Annotated in this window: 23 protein-coding genes; 14 read left to right on the top strand and 9 right to left on the bottom strand. The window is 67.9% G+C overall.

Annotation, left to right across the window (positions count from 1 at the left end):
• Window positions 1-3: 3 nt before the first annotated feature.
• From ACFXHA_RS04650 to dmpG, 5 genes are read left to right on the top strand one after another with little or no spacing between them, the layout of a single operon-like run.
• Window positions 4-1,026: a VOC family protein gene (locus ACFXHA_RS04650; protein WP_379352902.1), complete on the top strand. Its 1,023-nt coding sequence runs from the start codon at window positions 4-6 to the stop codon at window positions 1,024-1,026.
• Window positions 1,023-3,029: a bifunctional 3-(3-hydroxy-phenyl)propionate/3-hydroxycinnamic acid hydroxylase gene (locus ACFXHA_RS04645; protein WP_379352900.1), complete on the top strand. Its 2,007-nt coding sequence runs from the start codon at window positions 1,023-1,025 to the stop codon at window positions 3,027-3,029. Before ACFXHA_RS04650 ends, ACFXHA_RS04645 begins: the two co-directional genes overlap by 4 nt.
• Window positions 3,026-3,841 (top strand): 2-keto-4-pentenoate hydratase, encoded by an 816-nt coding sequence (locus tag ACFXHA_RS04640; protein WP_379352898.1) that lies wholly within the window; start codon window positions 3,026-3,028, stop codon window positions 3,839-3,841. The genes ACFXHA_RS04645 and ACFXHA_RS04640 overlap by 4 nt, the downstream gene beginning before the upstream one ends.
• Complete coding sequence (locus ACFXHA_RS04635) at window positions 3,838-4,800, top strand: acetaldehyde dehydrogenase (acetylating) (protein ID WP_379352896.1); 963 nt, start codon at window positions 3,838-3,840, stop codon at window positions 4,798-4,800. Before ACFXHA_RS04640 ends, ACFXHA_RS04635 begins: the two co-directional genes overlap by 4 nt.
• Window positions 4,797-5,807, top strand: coding sequence for a 4-hydroxy-2-oxovalerate aldolase (gene dmpG / locus ACFXHA_RS04630; protein ID WP_379352894.1), 1,011 nt, complete (start codon window positions 4,797-4,799; stop codon window positions 5,805-5,807). Before ACFXHA_RS04635 ends, dmpG begins: the two co-directional genes overlap by 4 nt.
• Before the next feature lie 5 nt (window positions 5,808-5,812).
• On the opposite strand, the gene ACFXHA_RS04625 is transcribed toward dmpG, so the two are convergent.
• Window positions 5,813-6,481 carry a TetR/AcrR family transcriptional regulator gene (locus ACFXHA_RS04625; protein ID WP_379352892.1) on the bottom strand — a complete coding sequence of 223 codons (669 nt, stop codon included), beginning with the start codon at window positions 6,479-6,481 and terminating at the stop codon, window positions 5,813-5,815.
• An 89-nt stretch (window positions 6,482-6,570) separates the two neighbouring features.
• Between ACFXHA_RS04625 and ACFXHA_RS04620 the strand changes: the two genes are divergently transcribed.
• The 3 genes from ACFXHA_RS04620 (at window position 6,571) to ACFXHA_RS04610 (ending at window position 8,823) form a co-directional block, all read left to right on the top strand.
• A complete protein-coding gene (locus ACFXHA_RS04620) occupies window positions 6,571-7,704 on the top strand; it encodes an amidohydrolase family protein (protein WP_379352890.1) in 1,134 nt (377 codons plus the stop codon).
• A 63-nt stretch (window positions 7,705-7,767) separates the two neighbouring features.
• The gene (locus ACFXHA_RS04615) at window positions 7,768-8,439 is read left to right on the top strand and encodes an O-methyltransferase (RefSeq protein WP_379352888.1); all 672 of its coding nucleotides are present in this window, start codon (window positions 7,768-7,770) and stop codon (window positions 8,437-8,439) included.
• 117 nt (window positions 8,440-8,556) lie between these two features.
• Window positions 8,557-8,823, top strand: coding sequence for a hypothetical protein (locus tag ACFXHA_RS04610; protein ID WP_379352887.1), 267 nt, complete (start codon window positions 8,557-8,559; stop codon window positions 8,821-8,823).
• A 15-nt stretch (window positions 8,824-8,838) separates the two neighbouring features.
• Here ACFXHA_RS04610 and ACFXHA_RS04605 read toward each other — a convergent pair whose 3' ends face one another.
• Window positions 8,839-9,441 (bottom strand): PadR family transcriptional regulator, encoded by a 603-nt coding sequence (locus ACFXHA_RS04605; RefSeq protein WP_379352885.1) that lies wholly within the window; start codon window positions 9,439-9,441, stop codon window positions 8,839-8,841.
• Window positions 9,442-9,500: 59 nt separating this feature from the next.
• Between ACFXHA_RS04605 and ACFXHA_RS04600 the strand changes: the two genes are divergently transcribed.
• Together ACFXHA_RS04600 and ACFXHA_RS04595 are read left to right on the top strand one after the other, a co-directional pair.
• Window positions 9,501-9,908 carry a hypothetical protein gene (locus tag ACFXHA_RS04600; RefSeq protein WP_379352883.1) on the top strand — a complete coding sequence of 136 codons (408 nt, stop codon included), beginning with the start codon at window positions 9,501-9,503 and terminating at the stop codon, window positions 9,906-9,908.
• Window positions 9,909-9,912: 4 nt separating this feature from the next.
• The gene (locus tag ACFXHA_RS04595; RefSeq protein WP_379352882.1) at window positions 9,913-10,341 is read left to right on the top strand and encodes a YchJ family protein; all 429 of its coding nucleotides are present in this window, start codon (window positions 9,913-9,915) and stop codon (window positions 10,339-10,341) included.
• Here ACFXHA_RS04595 and ACFXHA_RS04590 read toward each other — a convergent pair whose 3' ends face one another.
• Both ACFXHA_RS04590 and ACFXHA_RS04585 read right to left on the bottom strand, forming a co-directional pair.
• Window positions 10,342-11,118: a VOC family protein gene (locus tag ACFXHA_RS04590; protein WP_379352880.1), complete on the bottom strand. Its 777-nt coding sequence runs from the start codon at window positions 11,116-11,118 to the stop codon at window positions 10,342-10,344.
• 108 nt (window positions 11,119-11,226) lie between these two features.
• Window positions 11,227-11,895 (bottom strand): TetR/AcrR family transcriptional regulator, encoded by a 669-nt coding sequence (locus ACFXHA_RS04585; protein ID WP_379352878.1) that lies wholly within the window; start codon window positions 11,893-11,895, stop codon window positions 11,227-11,229.
• A gap of 124 nt (window positions 11,896-12,019) precedes the next feature.
• Between ACFXHA_RS04585 and ACFXHA_RS04580 the strand changes: the two genes are divergently transcribed.
• A complete protein-coding gene (locus ACFXHA_RS04580; RefSeq protein ID WP_379352877.1) occupies window positions 12,020-13,516 on the top strand; it encodes an MFS transporter in 1,497 nt (498 codons plus the stop codon).
• On the opposite strand, the gene ACFXHA_RS04575 is transcribed toward ACFXHA_RS04580, so the two are convergent.
• Window positions 13,461-14,390 (bottom strand): hypothetical protein, encoded by a 930-nt coding sequence (locus ACFXHA_RS04575; RefSeq protein WP_379352875.1) that lies wholly within the window; start codon window positions 14,388-14,390, stop codon window positions 13,461-13,463. The two genes, ACFXHA_RS04580 and ACFXHA_RS04575, sit on opposite strands and share 56 nt — an antisense overlap.
• A gap of 114 nt (window positions 14,391-14,504) precedes the next feature.
• Between ACFXHA_RS04575 and ACFXHA_RS04570 the strand changes: the two genes are divergently transcribed.
• Window positions 14,505-15,422, top strand: a complete 918-nt coding sequence (locus tag ACFXHA_RS04570; RefSeq protein WP_379352873.1) for an SDR family NAD(P)-dependent oxidoreductase — start codon at window positions 14,505-14,507, stop codon at window positions 15,420-15,422.
• A 10-nt stretch (window positions 15,423-15,432) separates the two neighbouring features.
• On the opposite strand, the gene ACFXHA_RS04565 is transcribed toward ACFXHA_RS04570, so the two are convergent.
• Window positions 15,433-16,410 (bottom strand): zinc-binding dehydrogenase, encoded by a 978-nt coding sequence (locus ACFXHA_RS04565; protein ID WP_379352871.1) that lies wholly within the window; start codon window positions 16,408-16,410, stop codon window positions 15,433-15,435.
• Window positions 16,411-16,554: 144 nt separating this feature from the next.
• Here ACFXHA_RS04565 and ACFXHA_RS04560 point away from each other — a divergent pair, with 144 nt between their 5' ends.
• Window positions 16,555-17,256, top strand: coding sequence for a hypothetical protein (locus tag ACFXHA_RS04560; protein ID WP_379352870.1), 702 nt, complete (start codon window positions 16,555-16,557; stop codon window positions 17,254-17,256).
• 1,301 nt (window positions 17,257-18,557) lie between these two features.
• Window positions 18,558-19,331, top strand: a complete 774-nt coding sequence (locus ACFXHA_RS04555) for a hypothetical protein (RefSeq protein ID WP_379352868.1) — start codon at window positions 18,558-18,560, stop codon at window positions 19,329-19,331.
• A gap of 205 nt (window positions 19,332-19,536) precedes the next feature.
• Here ACFXHA_RS04555 and ACFXHA_RS04550 read toward each other — a convergent pair whose 3' ends face one another.
• Genes ACFXHA_RS04550 through ACFXHA_RS04540 form a run of 3 tightly spaced genes read right to left on the bottom strand, consistent with a single transcriptional unit; the run spans window position 19,537 to window position 23,522 of the window.
• Entirely contained in the window at window positions 19,537-20,835 is a 1,299-nt protein-coding gene (locus ACFXHA_RS04550) for a glucarate dehydratase family protein (protein WP_379352866.1), read from the bottom strand.
• Between the two features lie 40 nt (window positions 20,836-20,875).
• A complete protein-coding gene (locus tag ACFXHA_RS04545) occupies window positions 20,876-22,339 on the bottom strand; it encodes an aldehyde dehydrogenase (NADP(+)) (protein ID WP_379352864.1) in 1,464 nt (487 codons plus the stop codon).
• A 49-nt stretch (window positions 22,340-22,388) separates the two neighbouring features.
• The gene (locus ACFXHA_RS04540) at window positions 22,389-23,522 is read right to left on the bottom strand and encodes a mandelate racemase/muconate lactonizing enzyme family protein (RefSeq protein ID WP_379352862.1); all 1,134 of its coding nucleotides are present in this window, start codon (window positions 23,520-23,522) and stop codon (window positions 22,389-22,391) included.
• Between the last annotated feature and the right edge of the window lies 1 nt (window position 23,523).

Below are 23,523 nucleotides of genomic sequence, written 5' to 3'. Positions count from 1 at the left end.
CAGATGAGCGAGCTCCTTCGAAGCGATGCCGCATCGGTGTTCGGCGCGGTGCATCTGGGATACGTGGTGGTGCAGTCGAATCGGCGCGCCGAATGGCGGCGCTTCGGCGCGGACGCCATCGGCCTGCACGTCGACGAGATCGACGGTGGCGCACTGCGTTTCCGGCTCGACGAGCACAGCTGCCGATTCCTGATCCAGCGCGGCCCCGCCGAAGACGTGACCGCGCTGGGCTGGCAGGTCGACGACCACGAGACCTTCGACCGCATCCTGGCCCGGCTCACCGGGCGCGGGGTGCCGGTCGCCGAGGGCAGCGCCGAGGACGCGGCGGTGCGCGGCGTCGAACGACTGTGGCGGTTCGCCGGGCCGAAAGGCATTGCGCAGGAGATCTTCACGCGGCCGGTCACCAGCACCCAGCCGCTGCGCATGCTCAGCACCGGCTGGGTCACCGGTGAGGCCGGACTGGGGCATGTGGCCATCGTGTCGCGCGCGCCGGAGGCGATGCGCGACTACTACCGGACCGTGTTCGACTCCCGGCTCACCGACTACATCGACGAGAACATCTCCGGGTTGCGGATGAAGATCCGATTCCTGCGGGTCAACGAACGCCATCACTCGATCGCCATCGCCAATATTCGCGGCGTCCGGATCGACCCGCTGCGAACCCGGGTGCAGCACATCAATATCCAGTCCGCGAGCCTCGACGACATGCTCGCCGCGTTCGGGCGGGTGACCGAGCAGGGATTCCGCATGCAATGGTCGGTCGGGCAGCACACCAACGACCGGGAACTGTCGTTCTACTGCGTCACGCCGTCCGGATTCGAACTCGAGGTCGGCTGGAACCCCCTGGTCATCGGGCCGGAACTCGAATCCACCTGGGAGCCTGCGACTTACCGGGGCATCAGCGTGTGGGGGCACAGCGCGGTAGGGGAGACGGTGCTGACCAAATTCGGACAGTTCCGCCAGGCCCTGCGCACCGTCACCACCCCCGAGATCACCGTCCCGCAGCTCACCGGAGGACCGTCATGACCACCGACTACGAGGTCGTGATCGCCGGGCTCGGACCCACCGGCCTCACCCTGGCCAACCTGCTCGGACGACGTGGCATCCGGGTGCTCGTGCTCGAACGCGAACCCGAGTTCTACGGCATGGCGCGTGCCGTCTATACCGACGACGAAGGCATGCGGATCTTCCAAACCGCCGGTGTCGCCGACGAACTGGCCGCCGACATGAACGTCGACTCCACGGTGCAATGGGTGCGGGGCGACGGCCGGGTGCTCGTCCAGTTCCACAGCACCGCACGGCCGCTCGGCTGGCCGATCGTGAACTTCCTGTACCAGCCGTATCTGGAGACCGGCCTCGAGCGTGCGCTCGCGCGATATCCGCACGTCACCGTGCGGCGCGGTCGCGAAGTTCTCGATTTCACCCAGGACGCAGACGGCGTGACCGTCGAGCACGCGCAATGCCGTGGCACCGGATACGGCAGCGGCACACCGGACACCGATCCCGCGACTGCCGAACGCGTGCGGGCACGATTCCTGGTCGGCTGCGACGGCGGCCGCAGCGTGGTCCGCACCAGACTCGGCATCGGCATGAGCGGCACCAGCTTTCCTGAACGCTGGCTGGTGGTCGACCTGAAGGCCCGCGACGGCGCGGACCCCTTCCGCCACCTGCCCTACTTCGACTTCGTCTGCGATCCGGGCCTGCCCATCGTGTCCTGCCCGCAACCCGGCGGGCACCACCGCTTCGAATTCATGCTGACCGACACCCAAACCGCAGCCGAGATGGAGGACGCCGACACCGTCCGTCGTCACATCGCCCGCTTCGTCGACCCCGACCAGGTCGAGGTGCTGCGCAAACTCGTCTACACCTTCAACGCCGTCCTCGCCGATCGCTGGCGCGATGGCCGCATCCTGCTCGCGGGCGACGCCGCCCACATGACACCCCAATTCATCGGCCAGGGCATGAATTCCGGTGTCCGCGACGCCGACAACCTCTCCTGGAAACTGGCCGCCATCCTGAAACACGGTGCCGACCACAGCATCCTGGACACCTACGAATCCGAACGCCGCCCCCACGCCAAGGCCATGATCGACCTCTCGGTCTTCAACAAACACCTGGTTTCCCTCGGCAACCCCGTCCTGGCCACCGCTCGTGACCTAGGACTGGCAGCGGCCGTGCGAGTCCCGGGCCTGGGCGGCTGGATCCGCGCCGCGAAAATGAAGCCGTCCCCGCGCTTCCGACGCGGTGCCTACCTGGGTTTGCCTCGCCGTGCCTGGCGCGGCCACGAGGGCACGCTCGTCCCGCAACCGGAGGTCCGCACTCACGACGGCCGCATCATTCGCCTGGATGACGCACTCGGCCTGAGCTTTTCCTTGCTGGGACATGCGGTCGACCCACGCGCCGGACTGTCCGTCGAGGACCTGACATTATTGCGCGCCCTGAACGTCCGGTTCGTCACGGTCTTTCCGCTCGGCGGACGACCGCAAGGCAGCCCGGATGAACGTCGCGGCGAGAACGCCGATCTCACCGACCTGGAAGACCACACCGGCGTATTGACCCGATGGCTTGCCAAGGGAGGCGCGCCGGTCGGCAGCGTGACCCTGCTCAGGCCCGACCGGTTCGTATTCGGCAGCAGCAACCCCGGACACACCCACCAACTGATCGGCGAGCTCTGCACGCAACTCCGCCCGGCCACCAGCGACCGCATGCCCTTCGAGGAACGCGGTGGTGAGGCCGCACAACCGGATGAGCCAGTGGCACAAGAGCCGGCGGCAAGTCGCAGCCGGTCGGGGTCGGTGGATCCCGCAGATGTGCCGCAAATGTCGCCCGAGCGACGCGACCTGCGCCGCGCCGCCGTGCGTGCGGTGGCTTCGCCGAGCGAGGGCGAGGTTGCTTCGCCGGCTGGCGATGAGGCTCGGCCCATGGAAGAGGCTGGGCCGGTGCGGGAGCGGGAGTCGCGGGCGTTGGTCAGCGGGATCCGGTCGCGCGGCTCGATGGACAAGGACAGCGATGCGGAGGAGGTGCTATGACATCGGCCTCGATCGATTCCCCGCAGGTGCGGGAGGCGTCGGCGCGGTTGGCGCGGGCGGTGGCTACGGGTGAACCGGGTGCGCCGGTGCGTGGTCTCATCGGTGCCGGCGATATCGCGCTGGCGTATGCGGTGCAGCGCACGGGTGTTCGTGAACGGCTGCGCGCGGGTGCGCAGCGGGTGGGACGCAAGATCGGGCTCACCTCGCTCGCCGTGCAGCGGCAGCTCGGTGTGGACCAGCCGGACTTCGGGGTGCTCTTCGGCGATATGGATGCCGCTCGCACCGCGGTGGCGGACCGGCCCCGGCTGCTGCAACCCAGGATCGAGGCGGAGCTGGCGTTCGTGCTCGGCGCGGACCTCGCGGCCGGCCGCCTGGACGCGGCGAGCGTGCGAGCGGCCGTGGACTACGCCGCACCCGCGCTCGAGATCGTGGACAGCCGGATCGCGGGCTGGGACATCAGCTTTGCCGACACCGTCGCCGACAACGCATCGAGCGGGTGGTTCGTGCTCGGGGGCGGGCGGCTCTCGCTCGGTGAGTTCGAGCCGCGCGAGATCGCGATGGAGATGACGGTGAACGGCGAGATCGTGTCCACCGGAACCGGTTCGGACTGTCTCGGTGATCCGCTCGAGGCGCTGGCCTGGCTGGCGCGCACCGCCCGGGACCTCGGGGAGCCCTTGCGGGCGGGGGAGGTCGTGCTCTCCGGCGCACTCGGGCCGATGGTGCCGCTGCACCCCGGGGATCGGGTGCGATCCGAATTATCCGACAGCACAGGTGTTCTCGGTGCCGTCGACTTCACGCTGGAGGAACAGTGAATCGCACGAAGGTGGCGGTCATCGGGTCGGGCAATATCGGCACCGATCTGATGATCAAGGTAATGCGGCTGTCGCAGACGTTGGAGATGGCCGCCATGGTGGGGATCGACACGGCGTCGGACGGGCTGGCGCGGGCGGCGCGGATGGGGGTGCCGATCACCGCCGACGGGGTGGACGGGCTGATCGCCCTGCCGCAGTTCGGCGAGATCGACATCGTGTTCGACGCGACGTCCGCCGGTGCGCACCACGCCAATTCGGCGGCGCTCGCGCCCTACGGCAAACGGCTGATCGATCTGACTCCGGCGGCAATCGGCCCGTTCGTGGTTCCGGCGGTCAATCTGGAGACGCATCGCGATGCCGCCGACGTGAATATGGTGACCTGTGGCGGACAGGCCACGATTCCGATCGTGGCCGCCATCTCCCGCGTCACGGCGGTGCCGTACGCCGAGATCGTGGCCTCGATCGCATCGAAGTCGGCCGGGCCCGGCACCCGCGCCAATATCGACGAGTTCACCGAAACCACCTCGCGCGCCCTCGAAGTCGTGGGCGGGGCAGCACGGGGGCGGGCGATCATCGTGCTCAATCCGGCCGAACCGCCGCTGGTCATGCGGGATACCGTGCTGGCGCTGATCAATGATCCGGACTCCGAATACGAAGCGGCCGTGCGGGAATCGATCGTTGCCATGGTCGCCGAGGTGGCCGCCTACGTGCCCGGGTATCGCCTCAAACAGGATGTGCAGATCACGCCGCTCGCCCCCGATGCGGCCCTGCACACGTTGACCGGGAACGCACCGGTCACCCATCAGGTGTCGGTGTTCCTCGAGGTGGAGGGCGCGGCCCACTATCTCCCGGCCTATGCCGGAAACCTCGACATCATGACCTCGGCCGCCCTGCGCGTGGCCGAATGCCTTGCCGCGGCCGCGATCCCGGCCGCGCCGACTCCGGAGCCCGCCCGATGACCCGCGTATTCCTACAGGACGTGACCCTGCGCGACGGCCTGCACGCGCTGCGCCACCGCATCACCCCCGCCACGGTCGCCACCATCGCGGCCGCCCTGGACGCGGCCGGGGTGGACGCCATCGAGGTCGCCCACGGCGACGGCCTGCACGGCGGCAGCCTCACCTACGGGCCGGGCAGCCATACGGATTGGGAGTGGCTCGAAGCCGCGGCGGGCGCGCTCACCCACGCACGCTTGACCACGTTGCTGCTGCCGGGCATCGGCACCATCGCCGATCTGCGCCGCGCCCACGACCTCGGCGTGCGCTCGGTGCGGATCGCCACCCACTGCACCGAGGCCGATATCGCCGCCCAGCACATCGCCTGCGCCCGCGAGCTCGGCATGGACGTCTCCGGCTTCCTCATGATGAGCCACCTCAACAGCCCCGAGGGGCTCGCCGGGCAGGCGCGGCTCATGGAATCGTATGGCGCGCACTGTGTCTACGTGACCGACTCGGGTGGACGGCTCACCATGGCCGGGGTCCGCGACCGGGTTCGCGCGTACCGCCGGGTCCTCGGCGATGACACCGAGATCGGTATCCACGCCCATCAGAATCTGTCCCTCGCCGTGGCCGACAGCGTGGTCGCGGTCGAGGAGGGGGCAGTCCGGGTGGACGCCTCGTTGGCGGGTCTCGGTGCGGGAGCGGGCAATACGCCACTCGAGGCCTTCGTCGCGGTCGCCGACCTGACCGGTTGGGAGCACGCCGCCGACCTCGTCGCCCTCACCGACGCCGCCGACGACCTGGTCCGGCCGTTGCTCGACCGCCCGGTCCAGGTGGACCGCGAGACTCTCACGCTCGGCTACGCGGGCGTGTACTCCAGTTTCCTGCGGCACGCCGAAAAAGCTTCCGCGACCTATGGAGTCGACGTGCGCGCGCTCCTGGTGGAGGCCGGACGCCGCCGATTGGTCGGCGGTCAGGAGGACCTGCTCACCGATATCGCGCTCGACCTGGTGGCCGGCGGTCGATGAGACGCTCAGAGTTGTGGCTGCGGCGGCAATTCGCCGGTGGTGAGTTTCTCCGCCGCGCGCTTGGTCATGCCGAACATGCGCAGTACGTGGAAGGTCATCTCATCGGTGAGCGCGTCCGCGTCCGCATCGGGTCGGGCGTCGAGCAATTGCAGCAGGCCCAGCAGCGCGCCGCCCGCCGCCATCACCGCCATATCCGGGTCCATCGGCTCGAAGCGGCCCGACTCCTGCGCGGCCATGATGTCGTGGCGGGCGCGCGGGGCCAAGCCCTCGTCGCGCAGCAGGATCGCGGTACCCGAGTTCAGGATCACCCGGACCGCTTCGGGCAGTTGGCGTTGCAGCCGCCCGGTCATCCGGAAGCTGACCGCGAACACCTCGGCCGGATCGCTGTAGCGGGCCACGATGCCGTCGCGCAGTTCGCTGTAGATGCCCAGCGTCGAGCGCACCACCTCGTCGAAGAGCTCGTCCTTGGACTTGAAGTGGTTGTAGAACGACCCGAATCCGACATCGGCGGCATCGGTGATCTCCTGGATGCTGACCGCGGAACGCCCCTCCGACAGGAACTTCCGGGCCGCGCCCAGCAGTGCGTTGCGGGTGCGTTCGCGCCGCCGGTCGGTGCGGGTCCGCACCTCGGTCGCTCCCGCCGGCACCTCGGCCGCGTGCGCCTCTGCCGCCATCGGCCCCTCACTCCCTCGAAACCGTCACCGAAATCGTCTCTGACGAAAGTATCAGAACCGATTTCGATCATGATCGAAAGGCGAACGCCGTGACCCACTTCCGCCCGGGTGCCCGCACCGTCCTCAATCGCCGCAGTGCGCTGGGCGGCGGCGTGGCCGGCGCGCTCGGCCTGGCCGCGGCCGCGCTGCCCGGCGGGCCCACCGCGCCCGCCCGTGCCCAGCAGCCCGCGCCGACCGGCACCTACCGCATCGACCTGCACGCCCACTTCCTGCCGCCGGACTACCGGGCCGCGCTGCTCGACCACGGACACCTCACCATCGGTGGCTATCCGACGCCGGACTGGTCGCCGGAGCAGGCGCTGGCGTTCATGGACTACTACGGCATTCAGGCACAGGCGCTTTCGGTATCGGATCCGGGCGTGTCGTTCCTCGCGGGCAAGGAAGCCGCCGATATGGCCCGATACTGCAACACCTATGCCGCGGGACTGTTCACCTCGAACCCGAAGCGCTTCGGCGCGTTCGCGGTCCTGCCCATGCCCGATATCGCGGCCTCGATCAGCGAAGCGCTCTACGCCCTCGACGACCTCCATCTCGACGGGGTCATCCTGCTGTCCGCCTATAACGGTGTCTACCTGGGCGACCCGCGCTTCGAACCGCTCATGATCGCGCTGAACCAGCGCCGCGCCTACGTGTTCGTGCACCCGGCCGCCATCCCCGACAATGCCAAGCCCGGGTTGCCACTGCCGGACTTCCTGGAGGAGTTCACCTTCGACACCACCCGGGCCGCGACCATGATGATGGTGACCGGAATGACCCAGCGCTATCCGGACATCCGCTTCCAGCTCGCGCACGCCGGCGGCACCGTGCCGTTCCTGTCGCACCGGATCTCGCTCGCCTCGCAATCGGTACTCGGTCAGCTGTGGCCCGACGACCTGCCGAAACCGTCGATCCTCGATACCCGCAACCAGATCTCGCGGTTCTACTACGACACCGCGCTGAGCGGTTCGGCCGCCGCCATGGCCAGCGTGCTGCAGGTGACCGGACGCGACCACATCGTGTTCGGCTCCGACTGGCCCTTCAGCGCGCTCACCCTGCCGCAGACCGGTTCCCACGACCCGGCCCCCGGCCTCGGCGACATCTTCGACGCGGATCAGCGCATGGAGATCGAACACCACAATCCGCTGCGGCAACTGCCCAGGCTGGCCGACGCGGTCAACTCCTGAGGGAAATCTCTCGGCTCGAGTACAACGCTGGGAGTGCGCCGCGCACGGTGGCAGAGTGGGGTCATGACGACTTCCGAGTGGGCCGAAGTTGACCGCTATCTTGTCGAAACCCTGGTGGGAGACGGGGATTCGGAGACCTTTGCGGCGAATGCGGCGGCGGGGCTGCCTGCCATCGACGTGTCGCCGCCGCAGGGCAAGTTCCTGTATCTGATCGCGAAGTCGGTGCGGGCGCGCCGCGTGCTCGAGATCGGCACGCTCGGCGGGTACAGCACCACCTGGCTGGCGCGGGCCGTCGGTAAATCCGGGCAGGTGGTGACCCTCGAATTCGAGCCCAGGCACGCGGAGGTGGCGCGGGTGAATCTGGATCGTTCGGGCGTGGGGGAGCGGGTGGAGATCCGGGTCGGTGCGGCGCTGGACACGCTGCCGGTGCTGGCCGAGCAGCAGCCCGAACCGTTCGATCTGGTGTTCATCGACGCCGACAAGGTCAACAACTCCAACTATGTGCGGTGGGCGCTGCGGCTGACCCGGCCGGGCTCGGTGATCATCGTCGACAATGTGGTCCGCAATGGTGGCATCGCCGACGCGGATTCGGCGGACGCGGCGGTGCGGGCCAGCCGCGAGGTCATCGAATTGATCGCGGCCGAGCCGCGGCTCGAGGGCACGGTGTTGCAAACGGTTGGCGGAAAGGGCTGGGACGGGCTCGCGTACGCGGTCGTGCTGGGTGAGGACGACTGAGTCGGAGCTCACTCACCGCGGTTGAGCTGGGCGGATGGCCGCCGGCTCACTCGAATTCGGCATGTTTGCCAAAGAGTTGCTTGGCATTGGTTCGGGTCGAACAATACGGTCGTACAGATGAGCGATCCGTACGGCCCGACCTTCCCGCCGCCCGCCTTCATGGCCCCGCAGGAAGCCGCGCCGACCCCGGTTCCGGGCGTGCTCGAGCGCTTGCGTCACGGTGCGTTCGTGGTCGCTCCGGTCGCGGCGCTGGTCGTCATGGTGGGCGTGCTGGCGGTCGTCCTCTATCGCGGTGAGCATCCGGGATCCACCGACTCGGACTCCGATCAGCGGGCCAATGTCTCCACCTCGGTGACGGTCACGCCCGCCGGGCGGGCCTCGTAACCGCCTGCCGGGCAATCACTGTCGTCTGCCGGGACCGCGCCCGGGATCGGCGGCCAGTTCCTCCCAGTAGTCCACGTACGCCTGCTCGTGCATGATGCCGAGGCGCAGCAGCCGCGCCCGCGAGACCGCACGGACCCGGTCTTCCGGATCGATCTCCTCGTACAGCTCGCGATACTTGTCGAGCCACATTCGGTGCTCGGCAGCCTGATTGCGTGCCAGCGCCGCCACATCGCCGGGCGCGCCCAGGTCGGCGAAGAACAGTTTCAGCTGTGCGGGATCGCGGGTCTCCGGCTGTGCCGCGAACGGATCGCCCAGCCAGCGGCCGAGTTCGGCGCGCCCGGCGTCGGTGAGATGGAAGACGCGGCGGCGGCGTCCGCCCTCCTCGGCCTCCTCGCGCAGCAGGCCCTGCTCGGCCAGTCGCGGCGGCACGCGATAGAGCTGGGCGTGCGGGATCGGCCAGAACATGTCGACGCTTTCCTCCAGGCGCACCTTGAGGTCGTAGGGGGTCAGCGGACCGTGCCGGGCGATGAGACCCAGCACGATGTGGTCCTGCGGGCCGAGTTCGGCCATCCGGCAACCCCTTTCGGTCGACGCCATGCTGTCTGCGGTTGACACCATATCGGTGAGACTATACATTGATCCCGTCAGACAGTATCAATGAGACTATTGGAGTTGAGATGCGCGACTACGCCATCGACCTGTTCGAGCGCTGGACGGCCATGTGGAACGGCGACCTCACCCTGGCCGAGGAGATCATGGCCGCAGAATTCACGCTGCGCTACGCCCAGCCGGGCGCGGAGATCTACGACGACATCCACACCCCGGCCGCCTTCGCGGCCCAGATCGACAAGTTCCGCGGCGAGGTGCCCGGCCTGGAATACCGCTCCCAGGGCGAGCCGGTCGTCGAGATGACCGACGCCCGAACCGGATTCATCGCCCGGCCCTACGGGGCCCGGATCGTCGGCGCGGACGGCACCGTGGCACGCGACCTCAGCGGCACCGACATCCTGAAGTTCGAGAACGGGCAGATCATCGAGGTGTGGTCGGTGTCCGGCGGGCTCGTCGGGCGCAGCTTCTACGCTTGAGCCCATGTCCAAGCGCCGCAACGCCGCCGCCCGCCGCCCCGCCTCACCGCCGCTGCCCGAGCACTGCCCGTGCGGGCTGCCCGCGACCTACGCGGAATGCTGCGGGCGGCTGCATCGGGGCGAGGCGGCGGCCAGTACGGCCGAACAGCTCATGCGCTCGCGCTTCAGCGCGTTCGCCGTTCACGACGAGGCGTATCTGCTGCGCAGCTGGGACCCCGAAACCCGGCCCGCCGACGTGGAATTCGATCCGGCCCTGCGCTGGGACCGGCTCGAGATCCTCACCGCGACCGGCGGGCCCTTCCACACCGAGGGCACGGTGGAATTCCGGGCCCACTACCGCGCCGGGGGCGCGGCGGGAGAACTGCACGAGCGCAGCCGATTCCGCCGCGACCACGGCGCGTGGGTCTACCTCGACGGGGAGATCGAGAACTGATCAGCCGACATACATGATGGAGAAGACCGCGCCCGCCGGATCGGCGAGCACCGCCAGGCGCGACGGTCCGGGATTGTCGTGCGGTTCCTGTACCACCTTGCCGCCCAAGGTGACCGCGCGCTCGGCGATGGCGTCGGCGTCGGCCACCCGGATGACCAGCGACCAGAACGGGGCCGGCTCGCCCGGCCCCGCACGGTGCGCGCCACCGAATTCGCCGGTGCCGGGCGCGGACAGCGCCTGATAGGCGTTCTCGGTCGCGGTCTCCCACGCGGCATTGCGGTAGGTCAGGCCCAGCACCTCGGCGTAATGGGCCATGGCATCCGCCGGGGTGCGCACCGCCGCGTACTGGACCCAGGTCGGGTTGTGCACCTGCGCCCACCGCTCGGTGCCCGGATCGGTGAACGGGTGCGAGACACCGTAGGGCGCGCCGTCCGGGTCGGTGAGAATGGCGAACTCCAAGCGGCCGAACACATCCGTCGGCGGCACGAACACCTGTGCGCCCGCCTCGACCGCGGCCGTCACCGTCGACTTGGTGTCGGGGACGGCGAAATACGGCAGCCAGACCGCGGGTTTGACCGTGCCGTCGGGGTTTTCGGCCGAGACGATGCCCGCCACCTGGGCATCGTCCTGCAGCAGCAGGGTGTAGTGGCCCGCCTCGGGGCCGAGATCGGTTGCGGTCCAGCCGAACAGTGCGGTGTAGAAATCGGCGGTGGCGGCGATGTCGGGGGCGCTGACGTCGAACCAGCGGGGCGTGCCGGGGATGGGGTCGGCGGGCATACGGTCTCCTCGTCCAGAGCTGTCGGTGCACAGGCGCAGATGCCGCAGTGTTGCAGCCGCTGCAAACATGCAGACGACGCCGAATGGGCGGATTCATCGGTGCCCGGATCAGCGCTTGGTGCGGACCTCGAAGCCGTCGCAGAGGGCGGCCAGCCCGGTGTCGAGCAGGTGTTCCGGATTCAGCAGCGAGGTATCGCCGGTGCCTTCGAGCGCGGCCAGTGCGGGCGGGGTCGGCCAGTGCGGGTCGCCGTCGAGCAGCGCGGTCAAACCCGAACGCTCCTCGGCCTGGGCGTCGCGGCCCTGCAGCAGCCGCACACTCACCTCCTGCAGGGCGACGCCGGCGATGTAACTCCACACCGACAGCGACATGCGGGTGGCCTCGCGGGCGTCGACCCCGAGTTCGAGGAAGCCCTCGACCAGCCAGTTCAGCACGATCAGGCTGTGCTCGCCGAAGTTGTAGCGCGGCACCGCGAAGGTGAACAGCACCCACGGATGCTCCTGGTAGAGCCGCCAATCCACATCGGCGGCAATGCGCACGCGGTCGCGCCAGGTCCAGTGCTGCCCGGTGGCGTCGGGGTAGGGATTGCGGCGCGAGACCTCATCGGTCATGGCCGCGAGCAGGGTGTCCTTGTTGGGGATGTGCCGGTAGAGCGACATGGCCCCCGCGTTCATGCGTTCGGCGATGCGGCGCATGGACAGGGCGTCGAGCCCGGACTCGTCGGCCAGGGTGATGGCAGTGTCCACAATGGCGGCCCGGGTGAGCTTGGCCTCGGTCATCGGACGAATTGTTTCCTTCCCGCACCGGTATGCGTACACTGTACCCGTTGTCGCGCGTACGCCGTACGCGCGGCCTGTGTGACTAACGAGCGTTGTCCGCCCCGAATCAGCCGAAGGATAGGTCATGACGAGTACCCTCGCGCGCCCCGACGCGAAGACGCCGCGCCGCGCCTGGGCCGGGCTGGCCGTGCTGCTGCTGCCGGTCCTGCTGGTGTCGATGGACATGTCGGTGCTGTACCTGGCCATGCCGACCCTCACCCAGAGCCTGGATCCCTCTGCCACGCAACAGCTCTGGATCCTCGACATCTACGGCTTCATGATCGCGGGCCTGCTCATCACCATGGGCAATGTCGGCGATCGGATCGGGCGTCGCAATATTCTGCTGGCCGGTGCCACCGTGTTCGGGATCGCCTCGGTGCTGGCGGCCTTCGCGCCCAGCGCGGGCGTGCTGATCGCGGCCCGCGCGCTCATGGGTGTGGGCGGCGCGACGTTGCTGCCCTCGAGCCTCGCGCTGATCTCCACCCTGTTCCCCGACACCCGGGCGCGCGCCACCGCCATCGGCGTGTGGACGGCGTTCTTCGCGGGCGGGTCGGCGGTCGGGCCGATCATCGGCGGCGTGCTGCTGCACCACTTCTGGTGGGGTTCGGTGTTCCTGATCAACACACCGGTGCTGCTGGTGCTGCTGGTCTTCGGGCCGCTGCTGCTGCCCGAACATCGCGAAGCCGGGCGCGGGCCCCTCGACTGGGCCAGCGTGCTGTTGTCCATCGGTGGCATCCTGCCGATCGTCTACGCCATCAAGCATTGCGCGGCCGAGGGCATCGACCTGCCGTCCATCGGCATCGGAATCCTCGGCGTGCTGCTGCTGACCGCGTTCATCCGCCGGCAACGGCACCTGGCCGAACCGCTGCTGGATCTGAGCCTGTTCCGGCGCGGACTGTTCTCGGTGGCCATCGGCTCGAGCACCGTCGGCATGCTGTCGCTGGCCGGTATGAGCTACCTGACCAGCATGTACCTGCAATCGGTGACCGGCCGCGACGCCCTGCAATCCGCGCTGCTCGGGATTCCGGGGGCCGTGGTGGTGTTCGTGTTCTCCATGAGCGGCGCACGGATCGGGCGGGCCCTGGGCACCAAGACCACCTTCGTGCTCGCGCTGAGCACCGCCGCCCTGGGCAACCTGATGCTGCTCGGGGTCGGCGTGGACGGTGGAATCGGCTGGTACATCGCGGGTTCCGTGGTGGCGGGCGCGGGCTTCGGCATCGCGTTCACACTGGTGTCGGAGGTGGCGGTGTCCTCGGTCCCGCCCGAGCGGGCCGGATCGGCGGTCGGCATCTCCGAGACCAGCTTCGAACTCGGCAACGGCTTGGGCCTGGCACTGCTGGGCTCGCTGGCGGCGCTGGTGTTCCGCTCCGGCGGCGACTTCGGGCCGACCCTGGGCGAGACCCTCGCCGAGGCTGGAGGCAATACCGCGCAGATCGACTCGGCGCGTGAATCCTTCGTCACCGGCATGCATGTCGCCACCACCACCGGTGCGGTACTGCTGGCCACGATGGCGGCGATCGCCTTCTTCAGCGGCCGAAAACCAGCGTCCACACCTCAGCGGCCCGAGACCGCCACGGCATGACCACATTCCGGTAGGCCCAGCGCACCGGCGCGGCCAAGGCACGCCAGGCGCGCGCGATCGCCGCGAACAGTGGTTGCAGGACAGTCCGATTCAGCCAGCGGCAGGGAGCCACCACCGTCACCGCGACGACGGTGGTGGCCACCTTCCAGCCGAAGACCACGATCGCGGCCAGCGCGAGCAGCAGCGGACGCAGGATCCAGCGCCACAGTTGCCGTAGTGGCCACATGATCAGCCAGGTGCCCAGGAAGACCACGGTCGTACGGAGGGTCCGCCCGATCGCACGGGCCGCGCGGGTGGCCGGACCCAGGATCCAGCGCCGCACCCAGGTATCGATCGGCTCGACCACGTGCACGAGAAACCAGCGGCCGCCGGGCCGGATCACCTGCCGCCAGGTGGTGGCGATCGGCCAGACGATCAGCCATGTCCACGCCAGCACGAACACCCGCACGATCGCGGTGGCGACCGGAAGGACGAGGTGGCGGAACATCCACGGGATGCCCGGTTTCAGCACGCGCCGCCACAGCCATTCCTCGATGGCGCGCTGGATCGGACGTAGCAGGTAGGCCAGCAGGAACGCGCCCAACGGGGTGAGGATCACGCCGAAGAGCAGTTGCTGGATCAGCAGATGCCACAGGTAGTTGCGCACGAAATTGCGCAGCGGCCGGAAGACCCAGTCCCGGAACAAGATCGCCAGCGGCTTGGCGAGATGCTCGGTGAACAGCCGGAATGCGGCGGCGATCAGGCGCGGTATCGCCTTGATCGCCTCCCAGAGCAGGCGGGGTGGGACGAACACCACCAGGACCAGCCCGCGGGCGATCCACCCCCAGATCGAGACGTGTTGTGGCGTTGCCTGTTCCGGCGCTTGCGTTGTCATGATGTCCTTCCCCCCGAGTACCGCCCCCATACTGGTCCGGGAATCCGTCTCGCGGCCAGGGTATTTCCACTCACTTCCCGTTCACATACCGGGCCGCCGGTTAGGCTCGGAGGCGTGGCTGAGCACGATGCTCCGAACAACGCGAACGAATCCGGCGCGAACGAATCCGGGTCCAACGGCCGCCCGCTCGCCGAACGCGTGGCGACCCGCATCTTCTATCCGACCTCGCGCCCGCGCGAGAAGGCCTTGCGCGAGGCCGTCTCCGAGACGGTCATCCTGGTGACGGGCGCGTCCCACGGCATCGGGAAGGCGGCGGCCAAGAAGCTGGGTGCGGCGGGTGCGACCATGCTGCTCATCGCGCGGTCTGCCGAGGACCTGGAGGCGGTGGCCGCCGATATTCGCGCGGCGGGCGGCACCGCGCACGTCTACGTCTCCGACATCACCGAATTCGAGGCCGTGGCCGAGCTGGGGCAGGCGTTGCTGGCCGAGCACGGCCGGGTCGATGTGGTGATCAACAACGCGGGCCGTTCGATTCGCCGGCCGCTCGACGAATCCTATGACCGCTTCCACGATTTCACCCGCACCATCGACGTCAACTATCTCGGCCCGGTCCGGCTGCTGCTGACCCTGCTGCCGAGCATGCGTGAACGCGGGCGCGGGCACATCGTCAACATCTCCACGTGGGGATTGCGTATGCCGCCCGCCCCGCGCTGGTCGGCCTACGGTGCGTCCAAGGGCGCCTTCGACATCTGGTTGCGCACGGTGGCCACCGAGATCGCCGCGGACGGCGTCACCACCACCTCGGTCTACATGCCGCTGGTTCACACCCGTATGAGCGCGCCCACCGACTTCTCCGGCGTGCCCGGCCTCACCGCCGACGAGGCCGCCAATCTCATCTGCCACGCCGTCGTCACGCGACCTCTGGAGATCTCGCCCTGGTGGACCGGCCCGGTCCAGGCCCTGTCGGATCTGCGGCGCGGGGCCGCGCAACGCTTCATGGAACGCGGATTGGGCCGCCGCGCAGGCGAATAGGGCCGGCCGTTCAGGGGATCAGCACCACCTTCCCGGTGGTCTGCCGCTGCTCGAGTGCCCGGTGTGCCCGTGCGGCCTGGGTCAGCGGGAAACTCTGTACCGCCGGGCGCAGTCGTCCCGCCGCGGCTTCGGTCAGCGCCCGAGTCTCCAAGGCGCGCAACCCGCCTCCGCGCGCCAGCATCGGCGGTCCGAGCACCAGGTGCGAGGTCACTCCCCGTTCGGCCAGCGCCGCCTCGTCGAACTCGACCTGTCCACCCGACCATCCGAACACCAGCCGCACCCCGCCCTTGGCGAGCAGGTCGACCCCCGCCCGGGCGACCTCGCCGCCGACACCGTCGAACAGCAGGGTCGCGGGCCGCTCCCCGTAGCGGGCGCGCACCGCCTCCGGCCACGCCGGATCTCGGTAGTCCAGCGCCAGATCCGCGCCGTTCTCGTACACCTGATCCGCCTTGGCCTTTCCGCCCGCCAGCCCGATCACCGTCGCGCCTGCCGTCACGAGGTACTGCACCAGCAGCGTCCCGATCCCGCCCGCCGCCGACGGGACCAGCGCCACCGTCTCCGGACCGATGTCGGCGAATCCGAGAATCCCCAACGCGGTCCGCCCGGTGCCGATCATGGCCACCGCCGCACCCTCGTCCAGACCCTCCGGAATCTCGTGCAGCCGTTCGGCTTCGGTCACCACCAGTTCGGCATATCCGCCGGGCACCTGTCCGATATGAGCGACGACCCGGCGTCCGATCCAGCTCGCGTCGACCTCCGGCCCGACCGCGTCGACGATCCCGGCGACCTCTCGCCCCGGCACCGTCGGCAACTCCGGCAACGGCATGGGCCCGCTGACGATCCCTTGCCGCAGTGAGGTATCCAGCAGATGAACCCCCGCCGCCGCGACGACGATGCGCACCTGCCCGGGTCCGGGCTCCGGGTCCGCGACGCTCTCGTACCGTAGGTTCTCCGCCGGTCCGAACTCGTGAAGTCGAATGGCTCGCACGACAACTCCTCTGTCTGGGGATTTCCGTCCGAGTCCACCTTGCAACCTCAATATTGGTTGAGGTCAAAATCGCTGGTGCCGCGTACCATTCGGGGGACAGCAATCGGGCATATCGGGCCCCGTTGCCGGCCATGGGGGTGGGCGGTGCAGATCACCGAGTACAGCGTTTTCGGGTTGCGATCGGCGATCATCGAGTTGCGAGCGCGGGGAAAGCCGTTGACGTTCCGGCTGTTTCCGATGATCCACATCGGAAAGCCCGAGTTCTATCGCGAAGTGGGGGAGCGGCTGCGGGAGTGCGACCTGGTCGTCGCGGAGGGCTGGGACATGCCCAGCTCGACCGGCATGGCGATAATGCTCGCCATGCGGCTCACATTCCAGCGCGCCGCGTGGCAGCTGGTGCACCAGGACATCGACTACGAGGCACTGGGGATACCCACCCTGTGGCCCGACGCGCAGTCGAGTCACAGTCGTCGGGAGCGGCTGGACCTGCTGTCGTTCCTGGACCTCGTGCTGATGATTCCGTTCTACGTGGTGGTCATGGCCCTCGGCGGCCGAGGATGGTTGTTGCGCAACCGATTCGAGATCAACGACAACTCCGAAATCCGGATGCGCTCCCGCCGCATGACCGAGTTCGCGATCCATGACCGCGACGCCGACCTGGTATCAACCCTCTCCCAGGTCTACGAGGAACGCCATGACCGCCGCGAGATCGTAGCCGTCGTCTACGGCGCAGCCCACATGCCCGCAGTGATCAACGCCCTCAACGCCCGCTTCGGCTACCGAGCCGTCGGCGCAGAATGGATGACCGTCTTCGATGAAGCCGACCTGCACCGCATGGTCGACTAACGGCGTGCGCCGTTCCCACCGAGGGCGACTCGATGCGTGGGCCTCAAGGTATTCGCCTACTGCCCGGCGCGGTGAGATTCTCCACCGAACCGAATCCAGACGCGCCAGGTTGGCCGACGACAGCTCGCAGCAACCGAACGAGCTGGACCATGAGCATTGGTGGATATCGATCCGAACCGGCGCGCACGGCTGATGTGGTGCTGTCGAACTCGATGGCGCGCGGGTGGCGGCACGACAGAATGCCTTACCCTGCAGTGGTTCTCGACCAGATGCGCAGAACGTCGTGTGTCGGATCCGATCACTACGGGTGAACCTCGAGACCACAACCAGCACGATCGATACCACGCGATGAGCCTGCAGTACAGGCTAGGCAATCGCTCGCAGGACATCCGCTACCGGCGCGAGGCGTTCGTTCTGGTCGCCCGGACGCGTTCGAGTGGCCGTCAGCGACAAGATCAGGGGTAGTCAAGAAGCGCTGATCACGGCTCGCGGTTCGCACTGTTATCACTCCTGTGACTCACACAGCCCCATCGCGGAGACATCGGGCTGCTCGCCGAGATAGCCCTCATTGGTGATCGAAAGCTGCTGCGGTTCCGAGATTTTGAGTACATCTCTCAGCGCAGAGACCGTCGCCTGAGCGATATCGCGGTACTCAGTGTCGGCAACTGGAGGACACAGTGGGTAAGTCCAGTTGTCTCTGCCAGGGCCGGCGGAGTTCCAGGAAGGCGAGGAGTGGGTCGTGTCCTCGTCGATTGCCCGGTCGCACCTTTCCATCGCTTGGTAGTGGCCGGACCGTCAGCGCTGTCCACGCATGAAACTCGGAAGTCCGTGGGAATCATTGTCATCGCATGCCCTGCACCCCCAACTCGGTGAATCAGGGTCGGCAACGCAACCGCCCCGAATGATCTCGCCGCGTTCGACTTTCAGCATTATGGGGTACGGGAGCAGGCCGTACACGATCGGTGTCATCGGCGCCCGACAGATCGCACACGCTGGGCGTTCGGGTCCCTTGCGGCTCATGCGACCACTGTGCCGTCTGGCACAGTGTCGTGATGGAGGGATTCACGATACTCGGCATGAGCAAACACCGCGGCGGTCCCGAGATGTCAAGGGGCCGTTGAACTTCAACTGGGTTCCGCTGGCGACCGGGGACCGCGCGGGATGCGGCAATGAGCGGATATGCGTGCCGCAACGGCTCTGGAGTGGTTGCGATCGGGCCAGTCGGATCGCATCCTCGTACGGGAAGAAGTAGCGGTGGAGCGCTGCTTGGATAGATATCACGTCGAAGGCAAGGCGAGGGAATGAGTGGCGCACGATCCGCGCGTTTGATGAAGCAGATCTCCGCCGAGCTGACGAGAACACTTGCGGCAGAGGGATACCTGCCGTCCGAGGCGCTCGACGATATCCCGAACGAGCAGCCTGGAAGGCGCTATCCCGCATGGCGGAGATTGTGGTTCACCGCACCGCAAATCGAGGTCCCAGGACTGACTTCGGCTCTACTTGTGAGGCTGCGCTGGGATGATGGGCTGAGTCTTGCCGCCGACGTTCAGATGGTGTCCGACACTGTCGCAGCGGTCCTCCGTGAGGTGTCACCTGGGGCATTGACCAGCGTCGCCGAAGAGATGGCCGACCGTTGGCAGAGCAGTTATCTCGAGTCTGTCTCCTTCGGCTACTTCTACTCCCGATTCGACCCTTCTTCGCAGAAGATTTGGATCGCCAGTGAGTCCGACATCGCACCAGCTGTCGACCGCTTCATGATGATGCTGCGTAGTTGGGTGTATGGCTGGATATCCGAACGGAACAGTATCGACAAGCTACTGGACCTCGGACGGCAACCCAGCACGATGGGTGTCGAGCAGAACAACCCCGATCCCACCAGACTGCGGGGAGTCGTCGTTCTGGCACTCCACGATGGCCGGGCCGTAGATGCGGCCGAGCTGATGGATTGGTATCTACGCCGCGCCCGGTTCACTACTTGGGACACAATCGAGCGTGCCAAGGCTTTTGACGCGGCAATGTGCGAACGGTTCCTCGACTTCGCGCACGCCCGCGGCCACACCGATATCAGGTCGTGAAACGATGCAGGCAGCCCTTCGTCGTCCCCTGAAACTGCTCGGACATCGGCATGAGCGGATACCACGAAGGTCCAGAGATGACATGTGCTCGTTGACCTTCGGCTAGGTTGCGCTGGTCGCCGGGGATAGCGCGGAATGCGTCAGCAACGGTGGATAGTGCGTCGGTGTGGGTGTGCTTTGGGGCGCCACTTGACCGGCTGTGTGTCTAGGGAGCGGTGGTCCAATTGTGCTCTGATCGGGAGGCGTGGATTCTGGCTTCGGCCCGGCGCAGGGCGGCGGTGTCGTCGCGTTCGCGCATGGCGGGCATGGTGGTCCAGCGTTCGTGGAGGCGGGCGAGGGTGTCGTGGTTCAGGTTTACGCCGAGGCCGGGGAGGTCGGGGACGTCGAGGGCGCCGGCGGTGAAGGTGAAGCGGTCGGTGATGATGTCCTCGGACTGCCAGGGGTAGTGGGTGTCGCAGGCGTAGGCCAGGTTTGGGACGGTGGCGGCTACGTGGGTCATGGCGGCCAGGCTGATGCCGAGGTGGGTATTGCTGTGCATCGATAGGCCCTTGCCGTAGGCGCGGCAGGTGGCGGCGAGGTCGCGGGTGGCCTGCAGGCCACCCCAGAAGTGGTGGTCGGAGAGCACGATCTGTACTGCGTTCAGGTCGAAGGTGGGTTTCACTTCGGCCAGGGAGGTGACGATCATGTTGGTGGCCAGGGGGATTCCGCTGCGGCGGTGGACCTCGGCCATGTCCTCGACGGTGGCGGTGGGATCCTCCAGGTATTCGACGATGCCGGTGAGTTCCTCGGCCACTCGCAGTGCGGTCGGTAGTGACCAGCCGCCGTTGGGGTCCAGTCGCAGTGGGGCACCCGGGAAGGCCTGCGCGAGCGCCTTGATCGCGGCGATCTCCTCGTCGGGCGCGAAGACGCCGCCCTTGAGCTTGAACGAGCGGAAACCGCCGTGTACCAGGAACTTCCGGGCCAGGGCCACGATGCCGTCGGGATCGAGCGCGGCGCCCCACGGATCGGCCGGAACATCGCCGTCCGGGTGTTCGGCCCACTTGTAGAACAGGTAGCCCGAATATTCCACCCGGTCACGCACTTTGCCGCCGAGCAGGGTGTGCACGGGTACACCCAGATGCTTGCCCAGGGCGTCGAAGGCCGCGACCTCGAACGCCGACACCACCGACAGTCGGATCTTGTCGGTGGTCAGCGCGCCGCGCAGTCCGCTGGCGGCGGGTGTGGCGTCGATGAGCGTGCTCTCGGCGCGGCCGAGTCCGCCGATGGTGTTGATCGCACTCACCGGTAGGCCGACCAGTTCTCGCGCCAGCTCGTGTGCTCGCGTCAGATACGCACTGTCCCCGTATGTTTCGCCGAGGCCGACGATCCCGCCGTCGGTGACCAACTCCACGATCAGCCGTGGCGTGTACGGCTGGTGCACGCCGGACAGATTCAGCAGCGGCGGGTCGGCGATGAGGATGGGGGTGAGCCGGACATCGGTGATGACGGGCAGGTCGGTGGTCATGGTGCGTGGTCCTGTCGGATTGCCGGGATCGATGGGGGCGTCAGCGTTTTCCGTCTACGCGCCGGGGCAGTCGCCACGGATTGGCTTCCCGCAGCGGGGCGGGCAGCAGCGCGTCGGGGAAGTCCTGCCAGGCGACCGGGCGCAGGAATCGCTCGATGGCGGCGGCACCCATGGAGGTGAACTGCGGGCTGGTGGTGGCGGGGTAGGGTCCGCCGTGCTGCTGGGCCCACGACAGTGTGATGCCGGTCGGCCAGCCGTTCCACAGCAGCCGTCCGGCCAGCCGGGTCAGCAGCGGCAGCAACATCCGGACCTGTTCGTGCTCGGAGTCTTCCGCGTGCACGGTGGCGGTGAGACCGGGTTCGAGGGCGTTCAGCACGGCGCGCAGTTCTTCCTTCCCGTCGTATTCGATGATCATCGACTCGGGGCCGAAGCATTCACGATCCAAAATCTCACGATCGCTGAGGAAGTCGGCAGCGCGCACGCGCAGCAGCGTGGGCCGGAAACCGGAGTCGTCGCCGGGGTCGAGGTCGGGCGCGACCAGCCGCGCGATGCTCGCCTGTTCGCGCAGTACCGCGACCCCGGCCCGGTAACCCGCCGCGATGCGGTCGTTGAGCATCCGTTGTTCGGGCACTGCCGCAACGGCATCCAGCAAATCCTGCTCGAGCCCGTGCCCGACCGGCAGCAGCAACAGTCCGGGTTTGGTGCAGAACTGCCCGGCGCCGAGGGTGAAGGATCCGACGAATCCGCGCGCGATCTCGGTGCCGCGCGCGGTCACCGCACCGGCGGTCACCACCACGGGATTCAGGCTGCCGAGCTCGCCGTAGAAGGGAATCGGCCGTGGCCGGGCGTTGGCGATATCGAACAGGGCGCGCCCGCCGGGCACCGATCCGGTGAAGGCGGCGGCTTGAATGTCCGGATGCCGCAGCGCGGTCGTCCCCGCGTCGACGCCGTAGATGTTGTCGAACACGCCCTCCGGCGCACCGGCCGCGGCGAGCGCCGCCACCAGTACATCGCGGGTGCGCGCGGACAATTCCGGGTGTCCGGGATGCGCTTTCACGATCACCGGGCAGCCCGCCGCCAGTGCGGCGGCAGTGTCGTGTCCGGCCACACTGAGCGCGAGCGGGAAATTACTCGCGGTGAACACCAGGACAGGTCCGAGCGGCACCACGGTGCGCCGGATGTCCGGGCGCGGTCCCATCGGCCAGGCCGGGTCGGCGTGATCGATGGTGGCACGCAGGAATTCGCCGTCATCGAGCACTTCGGAGAACAGGCGCAGCTGAAATACCGTGCGCGCCAGCTCCGATCGCAGTCGTGGCTGCTCGGGCAGGTGAGTTTCCCTGACTGCCAACGCGATCAGCTCGTCACCGGCCTTGTCGAGTCCGTCGGCGGCGGCATGGAGCCAGGCCGCGCGCTGTGCCGGGGTGGATTCCGCTAGTTGTGTGGCGGCCCGCGTGGCTGCCGCGACGATCTCGTCGATCCGTTCCGGGGGCGTGTCCACGATCATTAGGTCCTCCACATCACAGGAATCGATTGATACGTCAGGGGGCGGACCATCATGAGCGGACCTCGAATTCGGCGACGGTCCACGCCCTGGCCTGCTCGCTGAGCGTCACACCCAGGCCCGGCCGCCCCGACAGGTGCATGCGCCCGTCGCGGATCTGGAGGCGCTCCTCGAAGAGCGGATCGAACCATTCGAAATGCTCCACCCATGGTTCCAGCGGGTACGCGGCGGCCAGGTGCACGTGCACCTCCATCACGAAATGCGGTGCCAGTTGCAGTTGTTCGCGGTGTGCGTGCGCCATGATGTCGAGGAAGCGGGTGATGCCGCCGACGCGGGGCGCGTCCGGCTGCACGATATCGATTCCCGCCCGGATCAACTCGCTGTGCTCGGCGACGCTGGTGAGCATCTCACCGGTGGCGATCGGGGTGTCGAAGGTCTGTGCGAGCCGTGCGTGCCCGGCGAAATCGTAGGCGTCCAAGGGCTCTTCGATCCAGGTCAGCCGCAAGGGTTCGAGGGCGCGGCACATGCGTTGCGCGGTCGGCCGATCCCACTGCTGGTTGGCGTCCACCATGAGCGGTACGCCATCGCCGATCTTCTCGCGCACGGCCGTGACCCGGCTCAGATCCACACCGGGTTCCGGATGCCCGACCTTGATCTTGATGCCGCCGAGGCCTGACTCGACCGACTGGGTCGCCCGATCAAGCACCTCTTCAATCGGCGCGTGTAGAAATCCGCCCGAGGTGTTGTAGCAGCGCACCGAATCCCGATGCGCACCGAGTAATTTGGCCAGCGGCAGCCCCGCGCGCTTGGCCTTGAGATCCCAGAGCGCCACATCGAAGGCTGCGATCGCCTGCACCGACAGGCCGCTGCGGCCGACCGAGGCACCCGCCCACATCAACCTGTCCCACAGTCTCGCGATATCGCTGGGATCCTCGCCCAGCAGCAGCGGCGCGAGCTCCCTAGCGTGCGCGAACTGCCCTGGACCACCGGCGCGTTTGGAGTAGCCGATCCCGATGCCCTCGAGCCCGGCGGCCGTGGTGATCTCGGCGAACAACACCGCCACCTCGGTCATCGGCCGCTGCCGCCCGGTGAGCACCTTCGCATCGCTGATGCCGCCCGGCAGCGGCAGTGTCACCGAGGAGATCCGCACCCCGGTGATGCGGTCCAGCACGGCGGGAGAAGCCATG

The organism is Nocardia sp. NPDC059240 (assembly GCF_042753865.1).
GTDB lineage: Bacteria > Actinomycetota > Actinomycetes > Mycobacteriales > Mycobacteriaceae > Nocardia.
This window is presented reverse-complemented; position numbering and strand designations above follow the sequence as displayed.